This window comes from Glycomyces dulcitolivorans, from assembly GCF_003265355.1.
GTDB classification, from domain to species: domain Bacteria; phylum Actinomycetota; class Actinomycetes; order Mycobacteriales; family Micromonosporaceae; genus Glycomyces; species Glycomyces dulcitolivorans.
The window spans coordinates 17,066-39,749 of record NZ_QFRW01000090.1 but is presented as its reverse complement, the minus strand read 5'-3'; the positions used below and the strand labels follow the sequence as shown (position 1 = coordinate 39,749).

At 71.4% G+C, this 22,684-nt stretch carries 23 protein-coding genes and 1 pseudogene; 14 read left to right on the top strand and 10 right to left on the bottom strand.

Annotation, left to right across the window (positions count from 1 at the left end):
• Window positions 1-28 precede the first annotated feature (28 nt).
• Window positions 29-709: an NUDIX hydrolase gene (locus DI269_RS10395; RefSeq protein WP_112135457.1), complete on the bottom strand. Its 681-nt coding sequence runs from the start codon at window positions 707-709 to the stop codon at window positions 29-31.
• Between the two features lie 69 nt (window positions 710-778).
• Here DI269_RS10395 and DI269_RS10390 point away from each other — a divergent pair, with 69 nt between their 5' ends.
• The 3 genes and pseudogenes from DI269_RS10390 (at window position 779) to DI269_RS29045 (ending at window position 3,483) form a co-directional block, all read left to right on the top strand.
• The gene (locus DI269_RS10390; protein ID WP_112135455.1) at window positions 779-1,780 is read left to right on the top strand and encodes an SPFH domain-containing protein; all 1,002 of its coding nucleotides are present in this window, start codon (window positions 779-781) and stop codon (window positions 1,778-1,780) included.
• A pseudogene (locus DI269_RS29050) lies at window positions 1,777-2,670 on the top strand (hypothetical protein); the annotation flags it as partial. The gene DI269_RS10390 and the pseudogene DI269_RS29050, both read left to right, overlap by 4 nt.
• Window positions 2,671-2,712: 42 nt before the next feature.
• Window positions 2,713-3,483 carry an SDR family NAD(P)-dependent oxidoreductase gene (locus DI269_RS29045; RefSeq protein ID WP_198667313.1) on the top strand — a complete coding sequence of 257 codons (771 nt, stop codon included), beginning with the start codon at window positions 2,713-2,715 and terminating at the stop codon, window positions 3,481-3,483.
• 22 nt (window positions 3,484-3,505) lie between these two features.
• Here DI269_RS29045 and DI269_RS10380 read toward each other — a convergent pair whose 3' ends face one another.
• Window positions 3,506-4,372: a hypothetical protein gene (locus tag DI269_RS10380; protein WP_157974888.1), complete on the bottom strand. Its 867-nt coding sequence runs from the start codon at window positions 4,370-4,372 to the stop codon at window positions 3,506-3,508.
• 249 nt (window positions 4,373-4,621) lie between these two features.
• Between DI269_RS10380 and DI269_RS10375 the strand changes: the two genes are divergently transcribed.
• Both DI269_RS10375 and DI269_RS10370 read left to right on the top strand, forming a co-directional pair.
• On the top strand, window positions 4,622-5,866 hold the full coding sequence (locus DI269_RS10375; protein ID WP_112135449.1) for a family 4 glycosyl hydrolase: 1,245 nt from the start codon (window positions 4,622-4,624) through the stop codon (window positions 5,864-5,866).
• A complete protein-coding gene (locus DI269_RS10370; RefSeq protein WP_157974887.1) occupies window positions 5,863-6,873 on the top strand; it encodes an N-acetylglucosamine kinase in 1,011 nt (336 codons plus the stop codon). Before DI269_RS10375 ends, DI269_RS10370 begins: the two co-directional genes overlap by 4 nt.
• Window positions 6,874-7,077: 204 nt before the next feature.
• Here DI269_RS10370 and DI269_RS10365 read toward each other — a convergent pair whose 3' ends face one another.
• The 3 genes from DI269_RS10365 to DI269_RS10355 form a co-directional block, all read right to left on the bottom strand.
• Entirely contained in the window at window positions 7,078-7,842 is a 765-nt protein-coding gene (locus DI269_RS10365; protein ID WP_112135483.1) for a helix-turn-helix domain-containing protein, read from the bottom strand.
• Window positions 7,843-7,960: 118 nt separating this feature from the next.
• Window positions 7,961-8,770, bottom strand: coding sequence for an alpha/beta fold hydrolase (locus tag DI269_RS10360; protein ID WP_198667309.1), 810 nt, complete (start codon window positions 8,768-8,770; stop codon window positions 7,961-7,963).
• 64 nt (window positions 8,771-8,834) lie between these two features.
• Window positions 8,835-10,004, bottom strand: a complete 1,170-nt coding sequence (locus DI269_RS10355; protein WP_112135444.1) for an ROK family transcriptional regulator — start codon at window positions 10,002-10,004, stop codon at window positions 8,835-8,837.
• A gap of 191 nt (window positions 10,005-10,195) precedes the next feature.
• Between DI269_RS10355 and DI269_RS10350 the strand changes: the two genes are divergently transcribed.
• The 6 genes from DI269_RS10350 to DI269_RS10325 all read left to right on the top strand — a co-directional run bounded on the left by DI269_RS10350 (window position 10,196) and on the right by DI269_RS10325 (window position 16,725).
• The gene (locus tag DI269_RS10350; protein ID WP_112135442.1) at window positions 10,196-11,923 is read left to right on the top strand and encodes an ABC transporter substrate-binding protein; all 1,728 of its coding nucleotides are present in this window, start codon (window positions 10,196-10,198) and stop codon (window positions 11,921-11,923) included.
• Window positions 11,924-12,931 carry an ABC transporter permease gene (locus tag DI269_RS10345; protein ID WP_112135440.1) on the top strand — a complete coding sequence of 336 codons (1,008 nt, stop codon included), beginning with the start codon at window positions 11,924-11,926 and terminating at the stop codon, window positions 12,929-12,931.
• Window positions 12,928-13,770 carry an ABC transporter permease gene (locus DI269_RS10340; protein WP_112135437.1) on the top strand — a complete coding sequence of 281 codons (843 nt, stop codon included), beginning with the start codon at window positions 12,928-12,930 and terminating at the stop codon, window positions 13,768-13,770. The genes DI269_RS10345 and DI269_RS10340 overlap by 4 nt, the downstream gene beginning before the upstream one ends.
• Complete coding sequence (locus DI269_RS10335; RefSeq protein ID WP_112135435.1) at window positions 13,767-14,756, top strand: ABC transporter ATP-binding protein; 990 nt, start codon at window positions 13,767-13,769, stop codon at window positions 14,754-14,756. The genes DI269_RS10340 and DI269_RS10335 overlap by 4 nt, the downstream gene beginning before the upstream one ends.
• Window positions 14,746-15,543, top strand: a complete 798-nt coding sequence (locus tag DI269_RS10330) for an ABC transporter ATP-binding protein (protein WP_112135432.1) — start codon at window positions 14,746-14,748, stop codon at window positions 15,541-15,543. The genes DI269_RS10335 and DI269_RS10330 overlap by 11 nt, the downstream gene beginning before the upstream one ends.
• A 114-nt stretch (window positions 15,544-15,657) precedes the next feature.
• Window positions 15,658-16,725 carry a glycoside hydrolase family 5 protein gene (locus tag DI269_RS10325; RefSeq protein ID WP_112135430.1) on the top strand — a complete coding sequence of 356 codons (1,068 nt, stop codon included), beginning with the start codon at window positions 15,658-15,660 and terminating at the stop codon, window positions 16,723-16,725.
• Window positions 16,726-16,828: 103 nt separating this feature from the next.
• Here DI269_RS10325 and DI269_RS10320 read toward each other — a convergent pair whose 3' ends face one another.
• Window positions 16,829-17,662: a helix-turn-helix transcriptional regulator gene (locus tag DI269_RS10320; RefSeq protein WP_112135428.1), complete on the bottom strand. Its 834-nt coding sequence runs from the start codon at window positions 17,660-17,662 to the stop codon at window positions 16,829-16,831.
• Between the two features lie 82 nt (window positions 17,663-17,744).
• Here DI269_RS10320 and ilvD point away from each other — a divergent pair, with 82 nt between their 5' ends.
• The 3 genes from ilvD (at window position 17,745) to DI269_RS10305 (ending at window position 20,627) form a co-directional block, all read left to right on the top strand.
• Window positions 17,745-19,589 (top strand): dihydroxy-acid dehydratase, encoded by a 1,845-nt coding sequence (ilvD, locus tag DI269_RS10315; protein WP_112135426.1) that lies wholly within the window; start codon window positions 17,745-17,747, stop codon window positions 19,587-19,589.
• 248 nt (window positions 19,590-19,837) lie between these two features.
• Window positions 19,838-20,197: an RNHCP domain-containing protein gene (locus tag DI269_RS10310; RefSeq protein WP_198667308.1), complete on the top strand. Its 360-nt coding sequence runs from the start codon at window positions 19,838-19,840 to the stop codon at window positions 20,195-20,197.
• Window positions 20,198-20,207: 10 nt separating this feature from the next.
• Window positions 20,208-20,627: an RNHCP domain-containing protein gene (locus DI269_RS10305; protein WP_112135424.1), complete on the top strand. Its 420-nt coding sequence runs from the start codon at window positions 20,208-20,210 to the stop codon at window positions 20,625-20,627.
• A 41-nt stretch (window positions 20,628-20,668) separates the two neighbouring features.
• Here the strand turns inward: DI269_RS10305 and DI269_RS26980 are convergent, their stop codons facing one another.
• The 4 genes from DI269_RS26980 to DI269_RS10290 all read right to left on the bottom strand — a co-directional run bounded on the left by DI269_RS26980 (window position 20,669) and on the right by DI269_RS10290 (window position 22,677).
• Window positions 20,669-20,845, bottom strand: coding sequence for a hypothetical protein (locus DI269_RS26980; protein ID WP_157974886.1), 177 nt, complete (start codon window positions 20,843-20,845; stop codon window positions 20,669-20,671).
• Window positions 20,846-20,970: 125 nt separating this feature from the next.
• The gene (locus DI269_RS10300) at window positions 20,971-21,399 is read right to left on the bottom strand and encodes an ester cyclase (protein WP_112135422.1); all 429 of its coding nucleotides are present in this window, start codon (window positions 21,397-21,399) and stop codon (window positions 20,971-20,973) included.
• Between the two features lie 58 nt (window positions 21,400-21,457).
• The gene (locus tag DI269_RS10295) at window positions 21,458-22,231 is read right to left on the bottom strand and encodes a GNAT family N-acetyltransferase (protein WP_157974885.1); all 774 of its coding nucleotides are present in this window, start codon (window positions 22,229-22,231) and stop codon (window positions 21,458-21,460) included.
• A gap of 80 nt (window positions 22,232-22,311) precedes the next feature.
• On the bottom strand, window positions 22,312-22,677 hold the full coding sequence (locus tag DI269_RS10290) for a trypsin-like serine protease (RefSeq protein ID WP_157974884.1): 366 nt from the start codon (window positions 22,675-22,677) through the stop codon (window positions 22,312-22,314).
• Between the last annotated feature and the right edge of the window lie 7 nt (window positions 22,678-22,684).

Below are 22,684 nucleotides of genomic sequence, written 5' to 3'. Positions count from 1 at the left end.
GGAGGCAGGGCCCGGGACCGGTCCCGTCTCAGCCGTCGAGGCGGCGGCGCAGCAGCGGGGGATTGAGCAGGGCCGCCTCGCCGCGCCGGTACAGGCGGGCCGGGCGGCCGGTGCCGCCCTCGGTCGAGGTCCCGGTGAGGGAGACGAACCCGGGGGTCGAGGTCGCCTTGCGGTGGAAGTTGCGCGGGTCGATCGACTCGCCCCACACCGCCTCGTAGACCTGGCGCAGCGCCGCGATCGTGAACTCCGGCGGGCAGAACGCCGCCGCCAGCGGCGTGTACTCCAGTTTGGACCGCGCCCGCTCGACCCCGTCGGCCAGGATGCGGTCGTGGTCGAACGCCAGGCCCAGCTTCCCGACCGGGCGCCACTGCGCCTCGGCCGCATCGGTTCCGGCCGTCGGCACCGGCAGGTCCGGCAGCAGCGCCAGGTACGCCACGGTCACCACCCGGCCCCGCGGGTCGCGGTCGGGCTCGCCGTAGCTGCCCAGCTGCTCCAGGTGCCCGCCCGGGCCGTCGAGCCCGGTCTCCTCGGCCAGCTCGCGCCGCGCCGCGGTCGCCAGGTCCTCCTTCGCGAGCACGAACCCGCCCGGCAGCGCCCACTCGCCGAGGAACGGCTCGCACCCGCGCCGCACCAGCAGCACGTGCAACTCGCCTTGCCGGACAGTGAGAACCACCAGATCGACCGTGACCGCGAACACCGGATAACTCATTATCACCACCTTGACGATAACCTAGCACATGGATTATCGTCATAATGACGAGAAAAGGAGGCCCTCCCCATGGCCGATGTCACCAAGCTCCTGTTCCTGCGCCACCTGCGCGGCACCCCCACCGTCTGGGTCCGCTTCCAGAAACGCGGCCGCACCATGAAAGAAGGCACCGGCCAGTCGTTCTGGTACCGCCCCCTCACCGCCGTCCTCTCCGAAGTCCCCGTCGACGACCGCGAACTCCCGCTCATGTTCCACGCCCGCACCGCCGACTTCGCCGACGTCACCGTCCAGGCCACCGTCACCTACCGCATCGCCGACCCCGCGCTGGCCGCCACCCGCCTCGACTTCTCCGTCGACCCCTACCACGGCCAGGCCCGCGCCCGCCCCCTCGACCAGGTCGCCACCCTCCTCACCGAGCTCGCCCAGCAGCCCGCCCTCGACCTCCTCGCCCGCGTTCCCCTCGCCGACGCCCTCACCCGCGCCATCACCGAGATCCGCGAAGCCGTCGCCGCCGCGCTCTCATCCGATGCCCGCCTCGCCGACGTCGGCGCCGAGGTCGTCAGCGCCCGCGTCGTCGCCATCCGCCCCGAACCCGAGATGGAGCGGTCCCTCCAGACCCCCACCCGCGAAGCCGTCCAGCAGGACGCCGACAAGGCCACCTACGCCCGCCGCGCCCAGGCCGTCGAGCAGGAGCGCGCCATCGCCGAGAACGAACTCCAGAACAAGATCGAACTCGCCCGCCGCGAGCAGCAGCTCGTCGAGCAGAAGGGCGCCAACGACAGGCGCCGCGCCGAACTCACCGCCGCCGCCGACCTCGCCGCGGCCCAAGGCGAAGCCGAGAAGGCCCGCACCCTCGCCGCCGCCCAGGCCGACCGCGTCCGCGACGTCGGCGCCGCCGAAGCCGACGCCGAAGCCGCCCGCATGGCCGTCTACCGCGACCTCCCGACCTCGGTGCTCCACGCGCTCGCACTGCGCGAACTCGCCGGGCAGCTCCCCGAGATCGGCCAGCTCACCGTCACCCCGGACCTCCTCAGCGGGGCCCTGGCCCGGCTCGCGGAGGGGCAGCGGTGAGCGCCACGCTCGCGCCGCGGGTGGTCGTCGTCAGCCGCCGCAGCGAACTCGACGAGCTCCTGGTCCGCCACGGCACCCGCGCCGCCGCCGCGCACTTCCTGCGCGAGCGCGGCCGCGACCTCGACGAAACGACCGCCCGCCACGAGGCCCTGCAAGCCGCGCTCACCGCGGTGGACGCGGCGATCCCGGCCGACTGGCGCCGGGGCCGCGTCGACCGCGACGACCTGCCGCGGTTCCTGTTCGGGCCGGAGGACATCGCCGTCGCCGTCGGCCAGGACGGCCTCGTCGCCAACCTCGCGAAGTACCTCGACCGCCAGCCGGTGATCGGCGTGGACCCCGAGCCCGGCCGCAATGCCGGAATCCTGGTCCGCTTCCGGGCCGCCGAGGTCGGCCGCGTCCTACGGACCGTGGCCGAGGAGAGCGCGGCCGTGCGCCGGCTCGCCATGGTCGCCGCGCGCCTCGACGACGGCCAGGAGATCAACGGGCTTAACGAGGTCTACGCCGGGCACGCCGGCCACCAGTCCGCCCGCTACCGCCTCGTCGACGCCGCCGGGCGCGGCGAGCGCCAGTCCTCCTCGGGGGTCCTGGTCGGCACCGGCGCGGGCGCCACCGGCTGGAGCGCCTCCATCGCGGCCGACCGCGGCCGCCGCGAGATCCTGCCCGCGTTCGAGGCCTCGTCCCTGTCCTGGTTCGTGAGGGAGGCATGGCCCTCGCCCGCGACCGGCACCGAGCTGAGCTCGGGGACCCTCGGCAAGGGGGAGGAGCTGCGCCTCGTCTGCGAGAGCGAGCGCCTGGTGGTCTTCGCCGACGGTGTCGAGTCCGACCACCTCACCGTTACCTGGGGTCAGCAGGTCGCCATCGGCCTGGCCGACCGGCACCTCCACCTGGTCGTCCCCGCATTGCAGTCGGTCCGTCGCATCCGGTTACGGCCCATGGGTTCTTGGCGTTACGGTGTTCCGATGAACCGATTCGAAGGCAAAGTCGCCGTCATCACGGGTGGAGCGAAGGGCATCGGCGCGGCCTGCACGGCGCGCTTCGCGAGCGAAGGCGCGGTCGTGTACGTCGCCGACGTCGACCAGGAGGCGGGGGAGCGGATCGCCGCCGAGACCGCCGGAACGGTCCACTTCAGGCGGTGCGACGCCTCCTCCGCCGCCGACTGGGCGGACCTGGCCGAAGACGCGGTCGAGGCGTACGGGCGCGTCGACGTCCTGGTCTCCAACGCCTTCGCGAATCTCCTCGGCGCGCCCCACGAACTGGCCGAAGCGGACTGGGCCCTCACCCTCGACGTCACGCTCAAGGCCGCCTACCTCGGCGTCAGGACCCTCATCGGCCCCCTGCGCGAGGCCCGCGGCTCGGTCGTGGCGGTCTCCTCCGTCCACGCCCACCGCTCGCACCCCGGCTACACCGCCTACGCCGCCGCCAAGGGCGGGCTCAGCGCGCTGATGCGCCAGCTCGCCGTCGAGTACGCCCCCGAGGTCCGGTTCAACTCCGTCGCCCCCGGCCCGATCCTCACCACCCACTGGGCCGACACGACCGACGCGGAGATCGCCCGCAACGGCGCCGCGACCCTCGTCGGGCGCATTGGGCGCCCCGACGAGGTCGCGACGGCCGTCGCCTATCTCGCCTCCGAGGAGGCCAGCTACATCACCGGCGCCGAACTCCCCGTCGACGGCGGCTGGCTCGCCTACAAGACCCTGCCGTGAACCACTTGCGGCGGCCTGGAGGTCATTCGCAGGGCTCGGGATCGCCGGTCCAGCTCAGGGCGGCGGCATCGACATAGCCGGGGCCGACGTGGAAGAAGCACATCTGCGTCCCCAGGAACGATGCGGACCAGTTCGCGCCGTTGTAGCCGCTGGGCTCGAACGTCCCCGCATACGTCGCGCCGACACCGGCGAAGCAGGCGTCTCCGGGGAGCGTCAGACTGTGGACGAGGTCCTTGTGGCTGAGGCTGTACACCCTGGTCCCTCCTGGCGCGGTGGCCACGCATTGGGCTTGCACCGGGAACGGGTCGTACTGGATCCATCCGCGCCTGTCGAGATCGAACTTCCAGGGCCGGAACGCCATGCGGTCGTAGGCGGTCAGGTCGCCCTTCTCCGCCCATCCCTGGGTGCCGTCGGCGGCGGTCACGGGGATGAACTGCTTGAACTCCGTCTCTGGCGGCGCCTTGGGGTCGTAACTCGTAGGCCCGAACTTCCAGCCGCCAGGCGTGGGGTTGTAGTCGCAGTTGCCGTCGGCGTCGCAGGCGTTGGCGGTGTCGTCGATGCCGGGGACCGGGTCGAAGTCCATGAACTGGTTGCTCCGCTGGCCGTCCGCGGTGAGGTCCGCCGACGTCAGGCAGGTGCCCTTGGGCCAGATCGCGACCGGGTTGAAACCGTTGACATCGACGGTGTCGTCGTCCTGCTCGGCCCGCTCCTCGTCACCATGGTCCACGGCCTTCCAGGTGCCGAGTTCGTAGCGGACCGCCCCTTCCCTGGTACTGGCCACGCACGTCGGTTCCGCGGCCGGGTCCTGCGCCCAGGCGCTCCCGCCGCCCGCTGCCACGGCGGCCGCCGCGAGCGTCCCGGCCAGTGCCATCATCGCCCTCATGTTCATGAACCCCCCTGTTCACGGCCCCACCCTGGCTCCACTGCGGACAGTATGCCAGCGGCCCTGCGCCGCCGTTCCGAATCGACACGTCGCCGCCCGCAAGTGGCCGAAACTAGAGAGTTATATCGACATCGAGGCAATAGGCTCGCCGTGGTGGCCCGGTGCGATCCACACGTTGACATCGATGAGTTAGTTAGTTAACCTGACTATTTATGGCGGCCGTCCCCCGGCCGGGCATTGACCGAGAGGACCTTGATGAAGATCGCCGTGGTCGGTGGCGGATCCACCTACACCCCTGAGCTCGCCGAAGGCTTCGGCACCAACGCCTTGGACATCGACGAGGTCGTGCTCGTCGATCCGGCCGCAGACAAGCTTGAGGTCATCGGCCCGCTGGTGCAGCGCATCATGCGTCGGCACGGCAGCGCGGCCCGCGTCGCGTGGACCTCGGACCTCGACCGCGGTGTGGAGGGCGCGTCGCTCGTGCTGTTCCAGCTGCGCGTCGGCGGCCAGAGCGCCCGGATCGCGGACGAGGCGTTCCCGCTCGAATGCGGCTGCGTCGGCCAGGAGACCACCGGCGCCGGCGGCCTCGCGAAAGCGCTGCGCACCATCCCGGTCGCCCTCGCCATCGCCGAGCGGGTCCGTGAGCTGGCCGCTCCCGGCGCGTGGATCGTGGACTTCACCAACCCGGTCGGCATGGTCACGCGGGCGCTGCTCGACGAGGGCCACCGCGCGATCGGCCTGTGCAACGTCGCGATCGGCTTCCAGCGCCGCTTCGCCGGGCTGCTCGGCCGCGAGCCGGGGGAGGTCGTGCTCGACCACGTCGGCCTCAACCACCTGACCTGGGAGACCGGGGTCCGCCTCGACGGCCGCGACGTCCTCCCCGACCTGCTCGCCAAGCACCGCACCGAGATCGCCGAGGAGGTCGACCTGCCCGAGGCGGTCTTCGCCGACGGCCTCGTGCCCTCCTACTACCTGCACTACTTCTACGCCCACGACCAGGAGGTCGAGCGGATGCGCACCGCGCCCTCGCGCGGGCAGGAGGTCGCCCGCATCGAGGCCGAGCTGTGGGACGTCTACAAGGACGACACCCTCGACCGCAAGCCCGACCTGCTCTCGCAGCGCGGCGGCGCCTACTACTCCGAAGCGGCCGTGGCGCTCATGCGGTCCCTGCTCACTCAGGACGGCGCGGTCCACGCCGTGAACGTGCGCAACCGCGGATTCCTGCCGTACCTGCCCGACGAGGCCGTCATCGAGGTCTCGGCCACCGTCGGCCCCGAGATCACCCCCGCCGTCCAGATCCCGCTCGGCACCCGCCAGCGCGGGCTCGTCGCCGCCGTCTCCGCCTACGAAGAACTCGGTGTCGAGGCCGCGGTCCGCGGCGGCGAGCGCCGTGTCTACGAGGCGCTGCTGGCGCACCCCCTGGTCGGCCAGCACGACCTCGCCGAGGGCCTGACGCGCCGCCTCATCGCGACCGGGCGGGACCACCTGCCTTGGGCGTGAACGAGACCCGTGCCTTCATCGCCGTCGATGGGGGCAATTCGAAGACCGATGTGGTGGCCGCGACCGATGACGGCCGCGTCCACGCCTACGTGCGCACCGGGACCTCCTCGCCGCACCGGCTGGGCTACCGCGAGTCGATCGACCTGCTGGGCAAGCTGATCGAGGTCGCCCGCGACGAGGCCGGATGGGGGAGCGAGGTGCCGTTGGCGCGCGTGGACGCCCTGCTGGCCGGGGCGGACCTGCCGGTGGAGGTGGACCGGTTGAACGCCGACGCGCGCTCGCGCGGGTGGGCCGAGTCGGTGCGCGTCGAGAACGACACGTTCGCGCTGCTGCGCGCGGGGACCGGGGACCGGAACGCGGTCGCGGTGATCTGCGGGGCCGGCATGAACAGCATCGGGCGCAACGAGACCGGCGAGTGGTCGAGGTTCCCTGCCTTGGGGCCGATCACCGGCGACTGGGGCGGCGGCGAGGATCTCGGCGAGGCCGCGCTGTTCCACGCCGCCCGCGCCGAGGACGGCCGCGGTCCGGCGACGGTGCTATGCGCGGCCGTGTGCGCCCATTTCGGGACCGGTTCGGTGGAGGAGGCCGCGATCGGCCTGCACCTGGGCCGGTTCGAGCGGGACATGGTCCACGGCCTGGTCCCGCACCTGTTCGCGGCCGCCGATGCCGGGGACTCCTGTGCCGAGGCGGTCGTGGAGCGCCAGGCCGAGGAGGTCATGGCGATGGTGCGCGTCTCCGCGAGCCGACTCGGACTCGGCAAGGGGCCGTTCACGATCGTGGGCGGCGGCGGCGTCCTCGCGGCCGCCCCGGCCGCGCTGCGACGCCATTTGGAGCCGCGCCTGGCCGCGGAGTTCCCGCTCGCGAAGTACCAGGCCCTCGACCGGCCGCCGGTCCTCGGAGCCGCATGGTCGGCGCTCGACGTCCTCACTGGAGTGGTCGAGTCTCCGGCGCATGAGCGGCTCGCGGCCGAGATCGCCGGCCGGGAACCCCTGCGGGTCTTCGGCTAGGCGCTCACCGCATCGCCGGCCGAGAACCCCGCAGGGGTGCCCGGCCGAGCGCTCACCGCGCATTCCTGAAGCCTGCTTCAGGCGGCTTCAGGTCCCGTTCAGGTCGGCTCCGGCACGATTGCCCCATCGCGATTTCACCACCGGGGCCGAAGGAGAGGAGCCGACCAGGACACGATGAGCTTTCCGCGCAAGGGGTTCCGCTACTCAGTCTCGGGTCGATGACGGGGTCGGCCAGGCGACGTCGTCGATCGCCAGCCACGGTTCCGCAGCCAGGCCCGTGGGGGTCAGCCCGGTGAACGTCTTCACCTCGCGGTGGAGGTGCGACTGGTCGACGTAGCCGCTTTCGATTGCGACGCTGCCGGGGCTGCGACCGGCCGCGAGGAGGTGGGCGGCGTGGTCGAACCGCACCAGTCGGGCGGCGCGTTTGGGGGTGATGCCGAGTTGGGCCCGGAAGCGGGACCACAGGCGCTTGCGGCTCCAGCCGACCTCGGCGGCCAGGCCGTCGACCCGGATGCGCCCCTTGTTGGCGAGGGTCTGCCGCCAGGCGTGGGCGACCTCGGGGTCGACCGGGGAGCGGGCGTCCAGTCGTCGGCCGAGGAGGTCCGCTGCGATCGCGAATCGTTCGCCCCACGATGCGGCACTGCGCAACCGGGTTTCGGCCTGCGCGGCGTCGCGGCCCCAGACGTCCTCCAGTGACACTGCGGTCCCGGTGAGCTCGGTCGGGGCGTCGAGCAGCGCGGCCGCGGCGATCGGGTCGAGCCGGATCTGAAGGCACTCGCGTGCCCGCTGGCCGGTCACCCGCAGCTCGCTGGGCGCGAGCCCGGCGACGACGCTGCCGTGGACGCGTCGGCCGTGGGTGTCGGAGACGATCGGTTCGTCCTCGCTCAGATCGATGAGCACGGTGACGGACGGGTGGGCGACCATGGCGATGTCGGCGAGTGCGTGGCCGCGATTGCCGAACCCGACCATGTCGATCCCCGGCAGCCGGACAGGCGAGGGTGGGACCGCCACGTCCACCTTCGTCCAGTCGATCGTCCCGGCAGGCAGCACGCGGCCAGTCTAGAGCCCGGTGCTCGCCCGTGCGGTGTCAGCGATCCGCTGCCGTGAAGTCCAGCAGCAGTTCGCCGACCGTTTCCGGCGCTTCGAGGAGGGGCAGGTGTCCGACGCCGTCGAGCATTTCGATCCGCGCGGTCGCCACCGTGCCGTAGTCGCGCGCGGACGAGGGCTCCCAGCGGGGATCGGCGGCGCCGAAGACGACCAGCACCGGGATCCCGAGCGGTGCCAGGCGCTCGGGTGCGCTCCGCTCGGCGATGTATTCGGTGTTGCGGCGCAGGATCGTCCGGAACACGCGGTAGGGGAGGGACTTGACCTCCGCGATCAGCTCGTCGGGGAGGTCCACCGGGCGGGCGGCGGTCGCGCGCAGTCCATTGCGGATCATCGCTTCCGAACGCCGCGCCCAGACCAGCGGGCCGAGCGGCGGGGCCAGCATCGCCCGCAGGATCGGCGGCTGCGGCAGGAGCGCGTCGGGGCTCGGGCCGGTGCTGATCAGCGCGATCGACCGCACCAGGTCGGGGCGCTGTTCGGCGAGCGAGGTGGCGACGTAGCCGCCGCTGGAGTGCCCGACCGCGGTGACGGGTCCGGAGCCGAGGTCGTCGAGCATGGCCGCCACTGTGTTGGACTGCGCCGGCACGTCGTATGAGGGCGCGGGTGGGGATTGGCCGCAGCCGGGGAGGTCGATCTGGATGACACGGTGGCGGTCGGCCAGCGCTGGAGCCATCTGGCCCCAGAAGCCGCTGGCGGCCCCCGATCCGTGGATGAGCAGCAGCGGCGGCGCCTGCCGCGGGCCGGCCTGGACCACGTGCATCCCGTGCAGGTGCTCGGTTTCGTACTCGGTCATGCAGTGAGGATGCACGGTTCGGCGGCCGTCCGTCTTGGACGAATGTCACCGGGGGGCGGGCCCCTCAGGCGAGGGCGGTGTCGAGGACTCGGTGCTTGAGGTCCTCGTACGCGAGGTCGAGGACGCCGATGGCGACGGCGTCGCCGTAGACGGCCGAGGGCAGGATGCGTTCGGCGAGTGCTTCGGCGTGGCGGCGGACGCGGTCGACGAGGGTTTCGCCGCCGGCGCGGGCGATCTCGCCGCCGATGACCAGGCTCGGGGGGTCGAGCAGGCAGGTGAGCAGGTGGAGCGCTCCGGCGACGCGGTCGGCGTAGGCGTTCAGGAACCCTTCGGCGCCTTGTTTGACGGCCGCGGTCATGACCGCGGCGGCGTCGGGGCCCTCGATGCCGTGCGCGCGGCCGAGCTCGATGACCGCGGGCGGGCCGATCCAGTCCTGGTAGGTCGGGTCGTCCGGTCCGGTCCGGTCGGGGTAGACCGGCACGTACCCGAGTTCGCCGGCGGCGCCGCGGGCGCCGACGATCAGGCCCTGGCTCAGGTCGATGCCGGTGCCGATGCCCTCGCGGCCCAGCCACAGCAGCACGAGTCCGCCCGAGACGGACGGGTTGCGCCGCTCGGCGACGGTGGCGGCGTTGACGTCGTTGTGGATCGTGACCGGGCAGCCCATGTAGGTCTCGATCGCCTCGCGCATGTGCACTTCGGGGGCGCCGGGGATGTCGGCGTAGCCGATGGTGTCGGTCTCGGCGTCGTAGGCGCCCGGCACGGCCAGGTGGACCACGGCGATGCGCGCGAAGTCGATCCCGGCGTCCCTGGTGGTGGCGCTGAGCATGTTCTGCACGGCGCGGTCGACGGGGACGGCGGTGAAGTCGATGCGGCGCGTCGAGGAGGCCCGCTCGCGTCCTTTGAGGTCGCGGATGGCGACGGTGACGCCGTCGGGTTCGTGGAGGGTGACGGCGGCGGCGAACGCGTGGTCGGCGTTGACCGAGTACACCTCGGCGCGGGGCCCGACCTGCTTGGCGGTGGTGCGCCCCAGGGTGACCGCGAGCCCGGACTCGAACAGCCGCAGCATCACCTGGGAGGCGGTGGGCTTGGCCAGGCCGGTCAGCTTGCGCAGCTCGACGCGGGTGAGCGTGTCGTTCTCCAGCAGGTGGTAGAGCGCGGCGCGCTCGTTGATGGTGCGCAGCAGGTGGGAGGACCCGGAGGGGACCGGTGATTCCGGCGTGCCGGTGGTTCGCATGGGCGTCCTTCTTCCTTGAAGCGCAGGTGGCCGGGGGTGCGGCGATTTTATTCGCGCCGATGTTGACCCCGGGGCCCGCTGAGTATACTATCGGCGCTTATAAGTTAGTAATCTTATCTAACTATTAAAGCTCTGTTGACGCCACATCCCCGATGGCGACCCCTCCGTCGCCCCGAGCAAGGGACACCACCATGACGCACCGCCCCGCGCGCCCCAGCCGCCGCATCCTCCTCCAGGCGTCCGCCGCCGTCGGCGCCGGCGGACTCCTCGCCGCCTGCACCGGGACCGGCGGCGACGACGGCACCGCCACCGTCCTCTACACCGCCGGACTCCAGGACGGCGAGCCCGCCAACTTCAACCCCCTCGGCTGGACCGCCTCCTGGCCCGTCGGCAACTACGCCGTCCACCTCTACGAGACCCTGTTCAACTTCAACCTCCTCACCGGCGAGTCCGAGCCGCTCCTGGCCTCCGGCATCGAATGGGCCGACAACACCGGCACCGTCACCCTCCACGAAGGCACCGCCTGGCAGGACGGCAAACCGCTCACCAGCGCCGACGTCGTCGCCACCTTCCGCCTCGGCGACCGCAACGAAGGCATCGCCTACGGCGACGTGTGGACCTACGTCGACGCGATCGACGCCCCCGACGACCGCACCGTCACCTTCACCCTCAACGCCGAACGCCCCCAGCGCCTGCGCCTGATGGACCTGCTGTGCTTCACGTACATCCTCCCCGCGCACATCTGGGACGGCGTCGCCGACGCCGACCTCACCGAGTTCGCCAACACCGAACCCGTCGGCTCCGGCCCGTACACCCTGGAGTCCTACACCCACCAGGACGTCACTCTCGCGCTCCATAAGGACTACTGGGGCAACGAGGCCCACGGCAAGCCCGTCCCCGCCAAGGTCGTCCACGCCATCTACGAAGGCAACGACGCCGCGAACCTCTCCTTCCAGAATGGCGACATCGACCTGTCCGCGTTCTTCCTGCCGCGCGTCAACGAGCTGTGGGAGGACCGCGGCCTGCCCGTCAAGACCTGGGAGCCCGACGCCCCCTACCACCTGCCCGGCTCCATCCCGATGCTCATCATCAACACCACGACCGGCCCCCTCGCCGACGCCCGCGTGCGCCGCGCCCTCGCCCACGCCATCGACTACGCCAAGATCGCCGAGAGCGCCATGGCCGGCATGAGCGACCCCGCCCAGGCCAGCGTCATCCTCCCCGAAGGCGCCGAGAGCGTCCACTTCAACGCCGAGGCCGCCGCGGCCGGCTGGTCCTACGACCCCGCCGAGGCCGCCCGCATCCTCGAAGAGGAGGTCGGCGCCGCCAAGGGCGAGGACGGGATCTACGTCCTGCCCGACGGCACCCGCCTGGGCCCCTTCAAGGCCGCCACCCCGCAGGGCTGGACCGACTGGAACGCCGCCCTCGACATCGTCGCCACCACCGCCACCGAGGCCGGCATCGACGTCGTCACCGAGTTCAGCGACTTCTCCGAGGTCAACGACAACCTCGGCAACGGCGCCTTCGACATGGTCCTGTGGTACGTCTCCGACGTTGCCCCCTCCAGCCCCTGGTCGCGAATCCGCGACCTCATCGACGACCGCGAGGTCCCGCCCGTCGGCGAGATGGCCTTCTGGAACTTCGGGCGCTTCCACCACGACGACGTCCCCGCCCTCCTCGACGAGGCCGCCACCGCCCCCGACGCCGCGGGCGCCACCGCCGCCTACACCGCCCTCGACGACATCATCCGCGCCGAAGCGCCCGCCATCCCGCTCATGTACCGCCCCTTGGAGTTCTACCAGTTCAGCGAGAAGCACTGGACCGGCTTCCCCACCAAGGCCGACCCGTACTGCGCCCCCATGCAGGGCATGACCGGCATCCAGATCCTCACCAAGATCAAGCCGGTCGAGCAGCAGTAGATGACCCTCCTCCGCCACATCCTCTCCAAGCTGGGCTGGTACGCCGCGGCCTTCGCCGCGGCGCTGGCGCTCAACTTCTTCCTGCCCCGCCTGCTCCCGGGCAACCCCGTCGACACGCTCATCGGGCAGGCCCTGCGCGGCCACGCCTCCTCCGACACCAAGCAGCGCGTCTACGAGACCTACGTCCGCGAGTTCGGCCTCGACCAGAACCTGTGGTCCCAGTTCCTCACCTACATCGGCAAGACCCTGCAAGGGGACTTCGGGACCTCCTTCAGCCGCTACCCGTCCGACGTCGCCACCATGATCGGCGACGCCCTGCCGTGGACGATCGCCCTGCAACTGCCCGCGGTCCTGCTCGGCTGGCTCATCGGCAACCTCGTCGGCGCCGTCGCCGCCTACCGCCGCGGCGGCTTCGACCGCGGCGTCTACCTCTCCAGCCTCTTCCTCACCGCCGCGCCCTACTACTGCCTCGCGGTCCTGCTGCTCTACGGCCTGGCCGTCGCCCTCCCGCTGTTCCCCACCGGCGGCGGCTGGTCCTTCGGCAACCACCCCGAATGGACCGCCGTCTTCGCCGTGGACGCGGTCTCGCACTGGTTCCTGCCGTTCCTGTCCCTGCTGCTGGTCTTCATCGGCGGGCAGGCGATCGGCATGCGCTCCATGGCCGTCTACGAAGTCGACGCCGACTACGTGCGCTTCGCCGAGAGCTTCGGCCTCGCCGACCGCAAGATCATCGGCTACATCTTCCGCAACGGCATGCTCCCGCAGATCACCGGACTCGCGCTCGCCATCGGCACCCTCGTCGGCGGCGCCCTGCTCACCGAGATCGTCTTCTCCTACCCGGGGATCGGGACGCTCCTGTACGACGCCATCCTCAACAAGGACTACCCCGTCATCCAGGCCGTCACCCTGCTCGTCCTCATCGTCGTGCTCGTCGCCAACTTCCTCGTCGACGTCCTCTACGGCCTCATCGACCCGCGCATCCGCGCCGCTGAAAGGGGCGAACGGTGAAGGCGCTCAAGGCACTCCCCGCCCGGTTCCACGCCGCCGCCGCGGTCTTCCTGCTCATCGCGGCCGCCGGCGTCATCGGGCCCCTGGTCGCGACCGCCGGGCCCGGCGACCTCCTCGGCGGCCCGTTCCTGCCGCCCGGCCCCGACTTCCTCCTCGGCACCGACCACCTCGGCCGGTCCGTCGGCGTCCAGCTCGTCCACGGGATCCGCACGTCCCTCTACATCGGGCTCCTCGCCGGCGTCGCCGGGACCGTCCTGGGCGTCCTCATCGGCACCCTCGCCGGCTACCGCGGCGGCCTCGTCGACGAGATCCTCATGGGGCTCACCAACATCATGATCACCGTCCCGGCGATCATCGTGCTCCTGCTGCTGTCCATCAGCCTCGACACGCGCTCGGTCACCGTCATGGGGATCTGCATCGGCGCGGTCTCCTGGCCCTGGACCGCTCGCGCCGTCCGCTCCCAGATCGCCAGCCTGCGCCAGAGGGAGCACGTCGACATCGCGCGCCTCTCCGGCTCGCGCACCTGGCGCATCATCGCCGTCGAACTGCTGCCGTACATGATGTCCTACATCGTCATGGCCTTCGTCATCCAGCTCTACGGCGCGATCCTCGCCGAAGCGGCCCTGAGCCTCCTCGGCCTCGGCCCCGCCGGCACCGCCTCCCTCGGCGTCATGCTCCACTGGGCCATCGCCTGGGAGTCCATCCGCGGCGGCCAGTGGTGGGTCTTCCTGACCCCCACCGTGTTCATCACCGCGATCACCTTCTCCCTCCTGCTCGTCCAGTCGAGCCTCGACACGGTCTTCAACCCGCGCCTGCGGGACCGAAAGGCGGCCCGATGACCCTCGCGAGCCTCAAGCACCTCTCCGCCCACTACGCCACCGGCGCCGACCGCTTCCACGCCCTCGACGACGTCGCCGTCGACGTCCAGGCCGGCCAGATCCTCGGCGTCGTCGGCGAATCCGGGTGCGGCAAGTCCACGATGGCCTCCGTCCTCTCCCTCAACCCCGGCCCGTCCCTGCGCGTCACCTCCGGCACCCTCGCCATCGACGGCACCGACGTCGACCTCACCGACCCCGCCTCCCACCGGCCCCTGCGCGGCGGCACCGTCGCCCTCCTCCCGCAAGGAGCCCTCAACGCCCTCAACCCCACCCGCCGCGTCGGCGCCATGGCACACGACATCCTCGCCGTGGGGGACAAGCGCATCACCCGCGCCGAGTCCCTGCGCCGCACCGCCGCCCGCCTCGAAGCGCTCGAACTGCCCCCGCGCGTCCTCCGCGCCTACCCGCACCAGCTCTCCGGCGGCATGCGCCAAAGAGTCGTCACCGCCCTCGCCACTCTGCGCAACCCGCGCCTGCTCGTGGCCGACGAGCCCTCCTCGGCCCTGGACGTGTCCTCCCAGCGCCTCCTGGTCGACCTCCTGCGCCGCCTGGTATCCGACGGCCTGGTCGAGGGCATCGTGTTCATCACCCACGACGTGGCGCTGCTGTCCGAACTGGCCGACCGCATCGCCGTCATGTACGCCGGCCGCGTCGTCGAGGAGGCCCCCGCGAAGGACCTCGTCGCCGCCCCGCGCCACCCCTACGCCCGGGCGCTCCTCGCCTCGGTCCTCGTCCCCGAAGCGGGGACACGCGGACGGCGCCTGTCGGGCATCCCCGGCGCCCCGCCGGACCTGCGCGTCCCGATCCCCGGCTGCCCCTTCGCACCCCGCTGCGGCCACGCCGTCGACCGGTGCGCCGACCAGCGCCCGCCGCGCCTGGTGATCGGCGACCGCGACGACTCCTGCTGGCGCAGCGCCGAATTCGAGGAGGCCGCCAATGTCGGTTGATGACAACGCAAGCGAACTGCTGCGCACCGAGGGCCTGGCCAAGGTCTTCGGACGCGGCAAGGACGAGGTCCGCGCCGTCGACGGCGTCGACCTGACCCTCGCCCGCGGCGAGGCCACCGCCCTGGTCGGGCAGAGCGGCTCGGGCAAGAGCACGCTCGGGCGGCTCCTGCTGCGCCTGATGGACCCGACCGCCGGCCGGGTCCTCTTCGACGGCCGCGACGTCACCACCGTGCGCGGCGCCGCCCGCCGCGACTACTGGAGGGAGGTCCAGGCGGTCTTCCAGGACCCCTTCGCCGCCTTCCACCAGTACCGCCGCGTCGAGGCGACCCTCGCGACCGCGTTGCAGCTCATGCCCGCCGCCACCCGCGAGGCCGGACGCGAGACCATGGGGGAGGCCCTGACCGCGGTCGGGCTCGACCCCGTGGAGACGCTCGCCAAGCGCCCGCACGAGCTCTCCGGCGGCCAGCGCCAGCGCGTCATGCTCGCCCGCGCCCTGATGCTGCGCCCGCGGCTGCTCATCGCCGACGAGGCGACGTCCATGCTGGACGCCTCGGTGCGGGTCACGGTGCTCAACCTGCTGGCCGACCTGCGCGACGAGCGAGGGATGACCGTGCTGTTCGTGACCCACGACCTGGGGCAGGCGTACTACCTGGCCGACCGGATCGCGGTCATGCACCGCGGCCGTATCGTGGAGTCCGGCCCCGCCGAGCAGATCGTCGGCGAGCCCGCGCACGCGTACACGCGCTCGCTCCTGGCCGACGTGCCCAAGCTCCACCGCAGCGCGTGAGCCGGGGCCGCGAATCCGACAATATTGGTACTAATCAATCTATTGACTCGAATTCGCGGTCCCCGTAAGGTGATCAATAGATAGTAATACTGCCTAACTATTGAGGAGGAGTACATGGCGCTCCCACCCCGCCGCAAGCGGCTCTTCGGCCTGCTCGCGGTCCTCGCCGCCGTCGCGGTGATCACCCCGCTCGGCATCAGCGCCGCCTCGGGCGACCACGCCGACGACACCGGCACCGAGACCGCCGACGACACCGCGGCCGTCACTCCGGCCGCCGAGCACGGCAAGCTCCTCGTCTGCGGCACCACGCTGTGCGACGAGTCCGGGAACGAGGTCCAGCTGCGCGGCATGAGCACCCACGGCCTCCAGTGGTACTCCCAGTGCCTCAACGACGCGTCCCTGGACGCCCTCGCCTACGACTGGGGCGCCGACATCGTGCGCCTGTCGATGTACATCCAGGAGGACGGCTACGAGACCGACCCCGAGGGCTTCACCCAGCGCATGCACGACCTCATCGACGAGGTGACCGCGCGCGGCCAGTACGTCATCGTCGACTGGCACATGCTCGACCCCGGCGACCCCACCTACAACCTGGAGCGCGCCGAGACCTTCTTCGCCGAGATCGCAGCCGAGCACGGCGACCAGGACAACATCTTCTACGAGGTCGCCAACGAGCCCAGCGGCGTCGAGTGGCCGACCATCAAGGCCTACCACGAGGCGATCATCCCCGTGATCCGCCAGTACGACGACGACGGCGTCATCCTCCTGGGCACCCCCGACTGGTCCTCCCTGGGCCTGTCCGGCGGCTCCGACGAGCAGGAGGTCATCAACGACCAGGTGGACGCCGAGAACATCATGTACACGTTCCACTTCTACGCGGCCTCGCACGACGAGTGGTACCTCGACGGGCTCGCCCGCGCGGCCGACGAGATCCCCATGTTCGTCACCGAGTTCGGCACCCAGGAGTACACCGGCGACGGCCCCAACGACTTCGCGATGACCCAGCGCTACCTCGACCTCATGGCGGACAAGGGCATCAGCTGGGTCAACTGGAACTACTCCGACGACGAGCGCTCGGGCGCGGTCTTCGAACCCGGCACCTGCCCCGGCGGCCCCTTCACCGGCACCGGCAACCTGAAGGAGGCCGGCGTCTGGATCCGCGACGCGATCCGCGCAGGCTGATCCACCGCGCCGCAAGGAACTTCGCTTGCGGCCGACCGCCCGCGATCCGGTGAGGGCCCGGACCGCGGGCGGCTCCGCGCCCGCGCCAAGCCCGCGCTCCAGGTCACCTCGCCAGGAGCGACCCGAGCCGCTCGGCGGTGCCGGTGCCCTCGGCGGGCACGTAGACGACCAGGTTCAGGTCCGGATGATCGGCCGGGGCCAGGCGGTGGTGCTCGAACACCAGGGTCCCGGCCTCCGGATGAGCGAACACCCGCTCGCGGGAGGTGAACCCCTCGACGCCGTAGCCGCTCCACGCGGTGCGGAACGCGGGGTCGGCCTCCAGCAGGCGCGCGATTGCCGGAGCCCGCTCCAGATCGCCGAGCCGGGGCCCGGCCTCGGCGCGGAACTCGGCCAGGAACCGCAGGCTCGTGACCTCCCAGTCCGGCAGCAGCCGGCGCAGCCCCGGGTCGGTGAAGACCAGCCACAGCAGGTTCCGGTCGGCCGCCGCCACTTCGGCGACGTGCGGGTACAGCGCCTCGTAGGCGGCGTTCCACGCGATGATCGTCCAGTCCGGGGCCAGCGTGAACGCTGGGTTGGCGCCGATCGCGTCCAGCAGCCGCGAGACGTGCGTGGGCGCCTCCACCGCGGCGGCCTCGGGCTGCGGGAGCGGCGCATATCCCGCGAGCGACAGCACGTATGCGTGCTCGGCGCCCGTCAACCGGAAGGTCCGGGCGAGCGCGTCGAGGACCTGCCGCGACGGCTGGATGTCCCTGCCCTGCTCAAGCCACGTGTACCAGGTGACGCTGACGCCTGAGAGCGTCGCGACCTCCTCGCGCCGCAGCCCACCGCGCCGCCGCGGCCCGGCAGGGGGCAGCCCGACCTCGACCGGGTCGATCCTGGTGCGCCGGGCCCGCAGGAACGCGCCCAGCTCGGCGCGCATGTCCGCGGCGGTGCTCATCGCACCAGCCTAACGCTGGTAGTCCCACTACTAGTATTGGCGGCGTCTTCGCAGGACCGGATTCGCGCCCGATGATCTGAGCATGACGATGCTCCGATCCCGTACTTCCACGCACGGCCGTCAGATGGCGGGTGCTCGCGCGCTGTGGCGCGCTACCGGTATGACCGATTCCGATTTCGGGAAGCCGATCGTGGCGATCGCGAACTCGTATACGCAGTTCGTGCCCGGGCACGTGCATCTCAAGGACATGGGTGACATCGTCGCGGAGTCGATCGCGGCGGCGGGCGGGGTCTCGAAGGAGTTCCATACGATCGCCGTCGACGACGGGATCGCGATGGGGCATGCGGGCATGCTGTATTCGCTCCCCAGCCGGGAGATCATCGCCGATTCGGTGGAGTACATGGTGAACGCGCATTGCGCGGACGCTCTGGTGTGCATCTCGAACTGCGACAAGATCACGCCGGGGATGCTGATGGCCGCGTTGCGGCTCAACATCCCGGTGGTGTTCGTCTCGGGCGGGCCGATGGAGGCCGGCAAGACCATCGACAACGACGGCACGGTGACGCGCCGCCTGGACCTCATCGACCCCATGGTCGCCGCCGCCAGCGACGACGTCTCCGACGCCCAGTTGCAGACCATCGAGGAGAACGCCTGCCCCACCTGCGGTTCGTGCTCAGGGATGTTCACCGCGAACTCGATGAACTGCCTCACCGAGGCCCTCGGCCTCTCCCTCCCCGGCAACGGCTCCACCCTCGCCACCCACACCGCCCGCAGGGACCTCTTCTCCGAGGCCGGACGAGTCGTGATGGACCTGTGCCGCAACTACTACGAACAGGACGACGAGTCGGTCCTGCCGCGCAGCATTGCGACCCGCGCCGCGTTCCAGAACGCCATGGCCATCGATGTCGCCATGGGCGGCTCCACCAACACCATCCTCCACCTGCTCGCCGCCGCCCGCGAGGCCGAAGTCGCGTTCGACGTGGCCGACCTCGACGCCATCTCCCGCCGCGTCCCCTGCCTGGCCAAGGTCGCCCCGAACTCCTCGCGGTACTACATGGAGGACGTCCACCGCGCCGGTGGCGTCCCGGCCCTGCTGGGGGAGCTGCGCCGCGGCGGCCTGCTGAACGAGGACGTGCACACCGTCCACGCCGCCTCCGTGGCCGAATGGCTCGGCAAGTGGGACATCAGGTCCGAGGCCCCCTCGCCGGAGGCGATCGAATTGTTCCACGCCGCGCCCGGCAACGTCCGCACCACGCAGGCGTTCTCGACCTCGAACCGGTGGGCCAGCCTGGACACCGCCCCCGACGGCTGCATCCGCTCGGTCGAGCACGCCTACACCGAGGACGGCGGCCTGGCCGTGCTCTTCGGCAACCTCGCCGAAGATGGCTGCGTCGTCAAGACCGCGGGCGTGCCCGAAGAGAACCTGACCTTCACCGGCCCCGCCCACGTCTTCGAATCCCAAGAGGATGCGGTGCAAGGCATCCTCGACAAGTCCGTGGCCGAAGGCGAAGTCGTCGTCATCCGCTACGAGGGCCCCAAAGGCGGCCCCGGCATGCAGGAGATGCTGTACCCGACCTCGTTCCTCAAGGGGCGCGGCCTGGGCCGCAAGTGCGCGCTCATCACCGACGGCCGCTTCTCCGGCGGCACCTCCGGCCTCTCCATCGGCCACATCAGCCCCGAAGCGGCCGGCGGCGGCGTGATCGCCCTCGTCGAGACCGGCGACCTCATCGAGATCGACATCCCGGGCCGCCGACTCGAACTCAAGGTCACCGACGCCGTCCTGGCCGAACGCCGCATCCACCAGGAAAAGCGCGAACGCCCGTACACCCCGGCCAGCCGCCACCGGGTCGTCTCCCGCGCCCTCCAGGCGTACGCGGCCATGGCGACCCCCGCCAGCGACGGTGCGGTGCGAGACGTCAGGGGATAAATTGATTGACAGGACCCGGCCGCGTTTCCTACCGTGGTCGGGTCCGCTCACTGCGGACGGTTGACCGGGCTCCGGCCCTAGAAAGTAGCGTCCATGTCCCGGTATGCGCCGAGCGCGCCTCGCAGCCTCGCCTAAGCATCCGACCACTCCGCCGCACCACGTGCGGCACCGGATGCGTGCGTCCGTTCGACCGAGCCGCTCGGCCTGCTCTTGCTGTCATTGCAATTCACTCCAGCAAGGAGCTCCGGGTGTCAACCACCAGCAACACGCTCAAGATCCACACCTTCACCTGCGCTTGGTGCGGCCTGACCGCCACCAAGTCCACTTCTGACGGCGCCCTGCGCAACCACTGCCCGTCCTGCCTGCACTCCCAGCACGTCGCCGACCACGTCGAAGGCGGCCCGAGCGAGTGCGAGGGCCGGATGAGCCCGATCGCGATCGCGGTCCTGCGCACCGGCGACTGGATGCTCATCCACCGCTGCGTCCGCTGCGACGAGCTCACCTCGAACCCGGTGTGCGGGGACGACAACCAGCTCATCCTCATGCGCATGGCGGTCCGCCCGCTCGCGCAGCCGCCGTTCCCGCTCGAAGCGCTCGGAAGCCTGTAGGGGGATCGACATGCCACGACGGACCCGACCCCGCACGCAGGACCAGCGCAGGCAGCGCCACAAGGACGTCCTGCACGACCGCGGCGGCCACCGGGCGAACGACTTCCGCTGCGTCGGATGCCGGCTCGACGTGTCCGTGGACGCGCCGGGCACCGCCCACCGCAACCACTGCCCGCAGTGCCTCGCGAGCCTCCACGTCGACCGCCGCATCCCCGGCGACCGCGCGTCGGAGTGCCGCGGGCGCATGGAGGCGCTGGCGGTCTTCACCCGTCCCGACGGGGAGTGGATGATCGTCCACCAGTGCCTGTCCTGCACCGAGCTGAGCTCCAACCGCATCGCCGGCGACGACAACGCGATCGCCTTGATGCGCTTGGCACTGCGCCCGCTCCAGGACACCGACCGGGCGAGCAGGACGCTGATCAACCTCTGACCCTGGGCGGGGGCGCTCCTCGCGTCCCCGCCCGGGCCCGTTCACGTACCGCAGATCGCGAGGGCCAGGTCCTGGACCGAGCGGGTGAAGCGGCGCGGTTCGCCATTGGTGGCCAGGTGGCGGACCAGGGCGCCGTCGAAGACGGCGAGGATGCCGTGCGCCAGGAAGTCGCCGTCGAGGCCCGGGCGCTCCTCGGCCGCGGCCCTGCTCGACCGCACCGTCGCCGGAAAGGCCGTGCTCGACGTGACGCCCTAACCGGCCGCGCCGAGCGGCTCGTCTTCACCTCACCTGGCGCACTCTGGGCCCCGCCTGGGAAGGAGCGGCCCCCAGGGCCGCCCCTCTCCTACTCGCCGAGCGCGTTGCGGCGCAGCTGCTCGATCAGTCCCAGGCGGGCGATCTGGATCCAGTACTCGGCGATCCGGCCGTCCTCGACCCGGTAGACCGCGCTGGCGACTTCGACCACGGGCTTCCCGGTCGGCGCGAAGCCCTCGACCTCGACCAGGTGCGTGCCGTGCTGGGTCCAGCGGGCGTAGACCCGGTCGCCGTCGGCGATGAGCTCGTCGATGCGGAACGTGAAGGGGCCGTAGGCGTCGAGCATGTCCTGCACGTGCTGGGCGTACTGGTCGGGCGTGCGATGGACCGTGACCTCCTCCTCCGACACCACCTGGTGCGCCAGGACCTCCGGGGCCATGAACCGCGCGGCGCGCTCGGGGCGCGCGCCCGAGCGGACCTCGTCGAGGAATGCCTTCACGATCTGCTTGGGGTCGTCCATCCCGCCATCATCCGCCACACGAGGCAACCGCCGTCACCGGACCCCGCGCGGAGTCGCCTCAACGCCAGACGGTGCGGGTGTGCGTGATCTGGAAGCCGAGCCGGGCGAGGTTCTCGTGGCTGGGGGAGCCGAACGCCACGGTGACGACCGCGAGGTCGCATTCCGGGCCGAGATCAGCGAGCCGCCTGGCCACCAGCGCGGTCTGGCATCCGCGGCGCCGAAACGCCGGGTCCGTCGCGGCCCCGGCCAGATACGCGGTGCCGCCGTGGGTGAACGAGGCGGCCGCGGCCGCCGGGCAATCGTCGATGAACGCCAGGTACCGGCGCAGTCCCGGTGTCCGGTGCTCGGCGGCCAGCATCGCGCGGAACGCAGTCTCCCCTTCGGCGACAACGTAACCGCGGTACAGGGTCTCCAGATACGGGTCGTCCTCCCGGGCTTCCCGGACCTCGACTCCGGCCGGGGCCGGGAGGCGCCGCGGGCGGGCGTGGAGGACCGCGGTCGGTGCCGCCGGGACCAGGCCCGCGTCGATGAGCCGCCGGTGCAGGTCCGGCCCGGCGTCGCCCGCTGCGACCTCGACGGCCGGGCGCAGCCCGTGGTCGCGGTAGAACGCCAGGACCTCCCCGAGGCGCCCGAGGTCCCCGGCATGGAACGGCCGGGCCTTGTTGTAGCCCAAGTGGTCCGGAAGCTCGGACACACGCGTGGCGAGGACGGTCCCGAACCGCTGCGCGGCCGCGCCGGGCACGTTCTGGGCCGCTTCGGCGAAGTCGAGTTCGGCCTTGTGCCGCAGCAGCGCCTCGGCCCGCGCCGCCGACTGCGCCAAGGTGTCGCTCATGCGGGCACACGCTACCGGTGACCCGGGCGGCGAAGGGCCGGGAGGGCGCATCGCCCTCCCGGCCGCATCACTTTGGGTCGTTAGACGCCCCAGTCCTCCAGGACGTCGTCGGTGGCGCCGTTGTCCAGGTCGCCCGCGCACAGCATTGTCTGCGCGTCGACCTCACCGGGGTAGGCCGCCTGGCAGTCCGCGTCGGTCACGAACGGCACCTCGACCCACCGGGCCACGGTCGGGAACGTGCCGTCGCCCAGGTCGCCCCAGCCGGCGGTCTCCAGCACGTCGTACACGGCCGGGTCGACGGCGAGGTCGATCGGCTCGACGTCCAGGTCCTCTTCGAGCAGGAGCAGCGCCCAGTCGTTCGCACTGTCGATCGGCTCGTTGTAGTCGTGCGCGATGTGGACTTCCTCGACGCCGGTCTCCACGAGGTCGTCCGACTCCAGGTCCACGGACCCG

What these genes read in the sequence shown, in the direction of transcription:
- DI269_RS10320 (WP_112135428.1), bottom strand. Translation starts at nt 17,662, where the DNA reads ATGAGCACCGCCGCGGACATGCGCGCCGAGCTGGGCGCGTTCCTGCGG.
- DI269_RS10350 (WP_112135442.1), top strand. Translation starts at nt 10,196, where the DNA reads ATGACGCACCGCCCCGCGCGCCCCAGCCGCCGCATCCTCCTCCAGGCG.
- DI269_RS10395 (WP_112135457.1), bottom strand. Translation starts at nt 709, where the DNA reads ATGAGTTATCCGGTGTTCGCGGTCACGGTCGATCTGGTGGTTCTCACT.
- DI269_RS10300 (WP_112135422.1), bottom strand. Translation starts at nt 21,399, where the DNA reads ATGGACGACCCCAAGCAGATCGTGAAGGCATTCCTCGACGAGGTCCGC.
- DI269_RS10335 (WP_112135435.1), top strand. Translation starts at nt 13,767, where the DNA reads ATGACCCTCGCGAGCCTCAAGCACCTCTCCGCCCACTACGCCACCGGC.
- DI269_RS10295 (WP_157974885.1), bottom strand. Translation starts at nt 22,231, where the DNA reads ATGAGCGACACCTTGGCGCAGTCGGCGGCGCGGGCCGAGGCGCTGCTG.
- DI269_RS10330 (WP_112135432.1), top strand. Translation starts at nt 14,746, where the DNA reads ATGTCGGTTGATGACAACGCAAGCGAACTGCTGCGCACCGAGGGCCTG.
- ilvD (WP_112135426.1), top strand. Translation starts at nt 17,745, where the DNA reads ATGACGATGCTCCGATCCCGTACTTCCACGCACGGCCGTCAGATGGCG.
- DI269_RS10355 (WP_112135444.1), bottom strand. Translation starts at nt 10,004, where the DNA reads ATGCGAACCACCGGCACGCCGGAATCACCGGTCCCCTCCGGGTCCTCC.
- DI269_RS29045 (WP_198667313.1), top strand. Translation starts at nt 2,713, where the DNA reads ATGGGTTCTTGGCGTTACGGTGTTCCGATGAACCGATTCGAAGGCAAA.
- DI269_RS10325 (WP_112135430.1), top strand. Translation starts at nt 15,658, where the DNA reads ATGGCGCTCCCACCCCGCCGCAAGCGGCTCTTCGGCCTGCTCGCGGTC.
- DI269_RS10305 (WP_112135424.1), top strand. Translation starts at nt 20,208, where the DNA reads ATGCCACGACGGACCCGACCCCGCACGCAGGACCAGCGCAGGCAGCGC.
- DI269_RS10360 (WP_198667309.1), bottom strand. Translation starts at nt 8,770, where the DNA reads ATGACCGAGTACGAAACCGAGCACCTGCACGGGATGCACGTGGTCCAG.
- DI269_RS10380 (WP_157974888.1), bottom strand. Translation starts at nt 4,372, where the DNA reads ATGAACATGAGGGCGATGATGGCACTGGCCGGGACGCTCGCGGCGGCC.
- DI269_RS10345 (WP_112135440.1), top strand. Translation starts at nt 11,924, where the DNA reads ATGACCCTCCTCCGCCACATCCTCTCCAAGCTGGGCTGGTACGCCGCG.
- DI269_RS10365 (WP_112135483.1), bottom strand. Translation starts at nt 7,842, where the DNA reads ATGGTCGGGTTCGGCAATCGCGGCCACGCACTCGCCGACATCGCCATG.
- DI269_RS10375 (WP_112135449.1), top strand. Translation starts at nt 4,622, where the DNA reads ATGAAGATCGCCGTGGTCGGTGGCGGATCCACCTACACCCCTGAGCTC.
- DI269_RS10390 (WP_112135455.1), top strand. Translation starts at nt 779, where the DNA reads ATGGCCGATGTCACCAAGCTCCTGTTCCTGCGCCACCTGCGCGGCACC.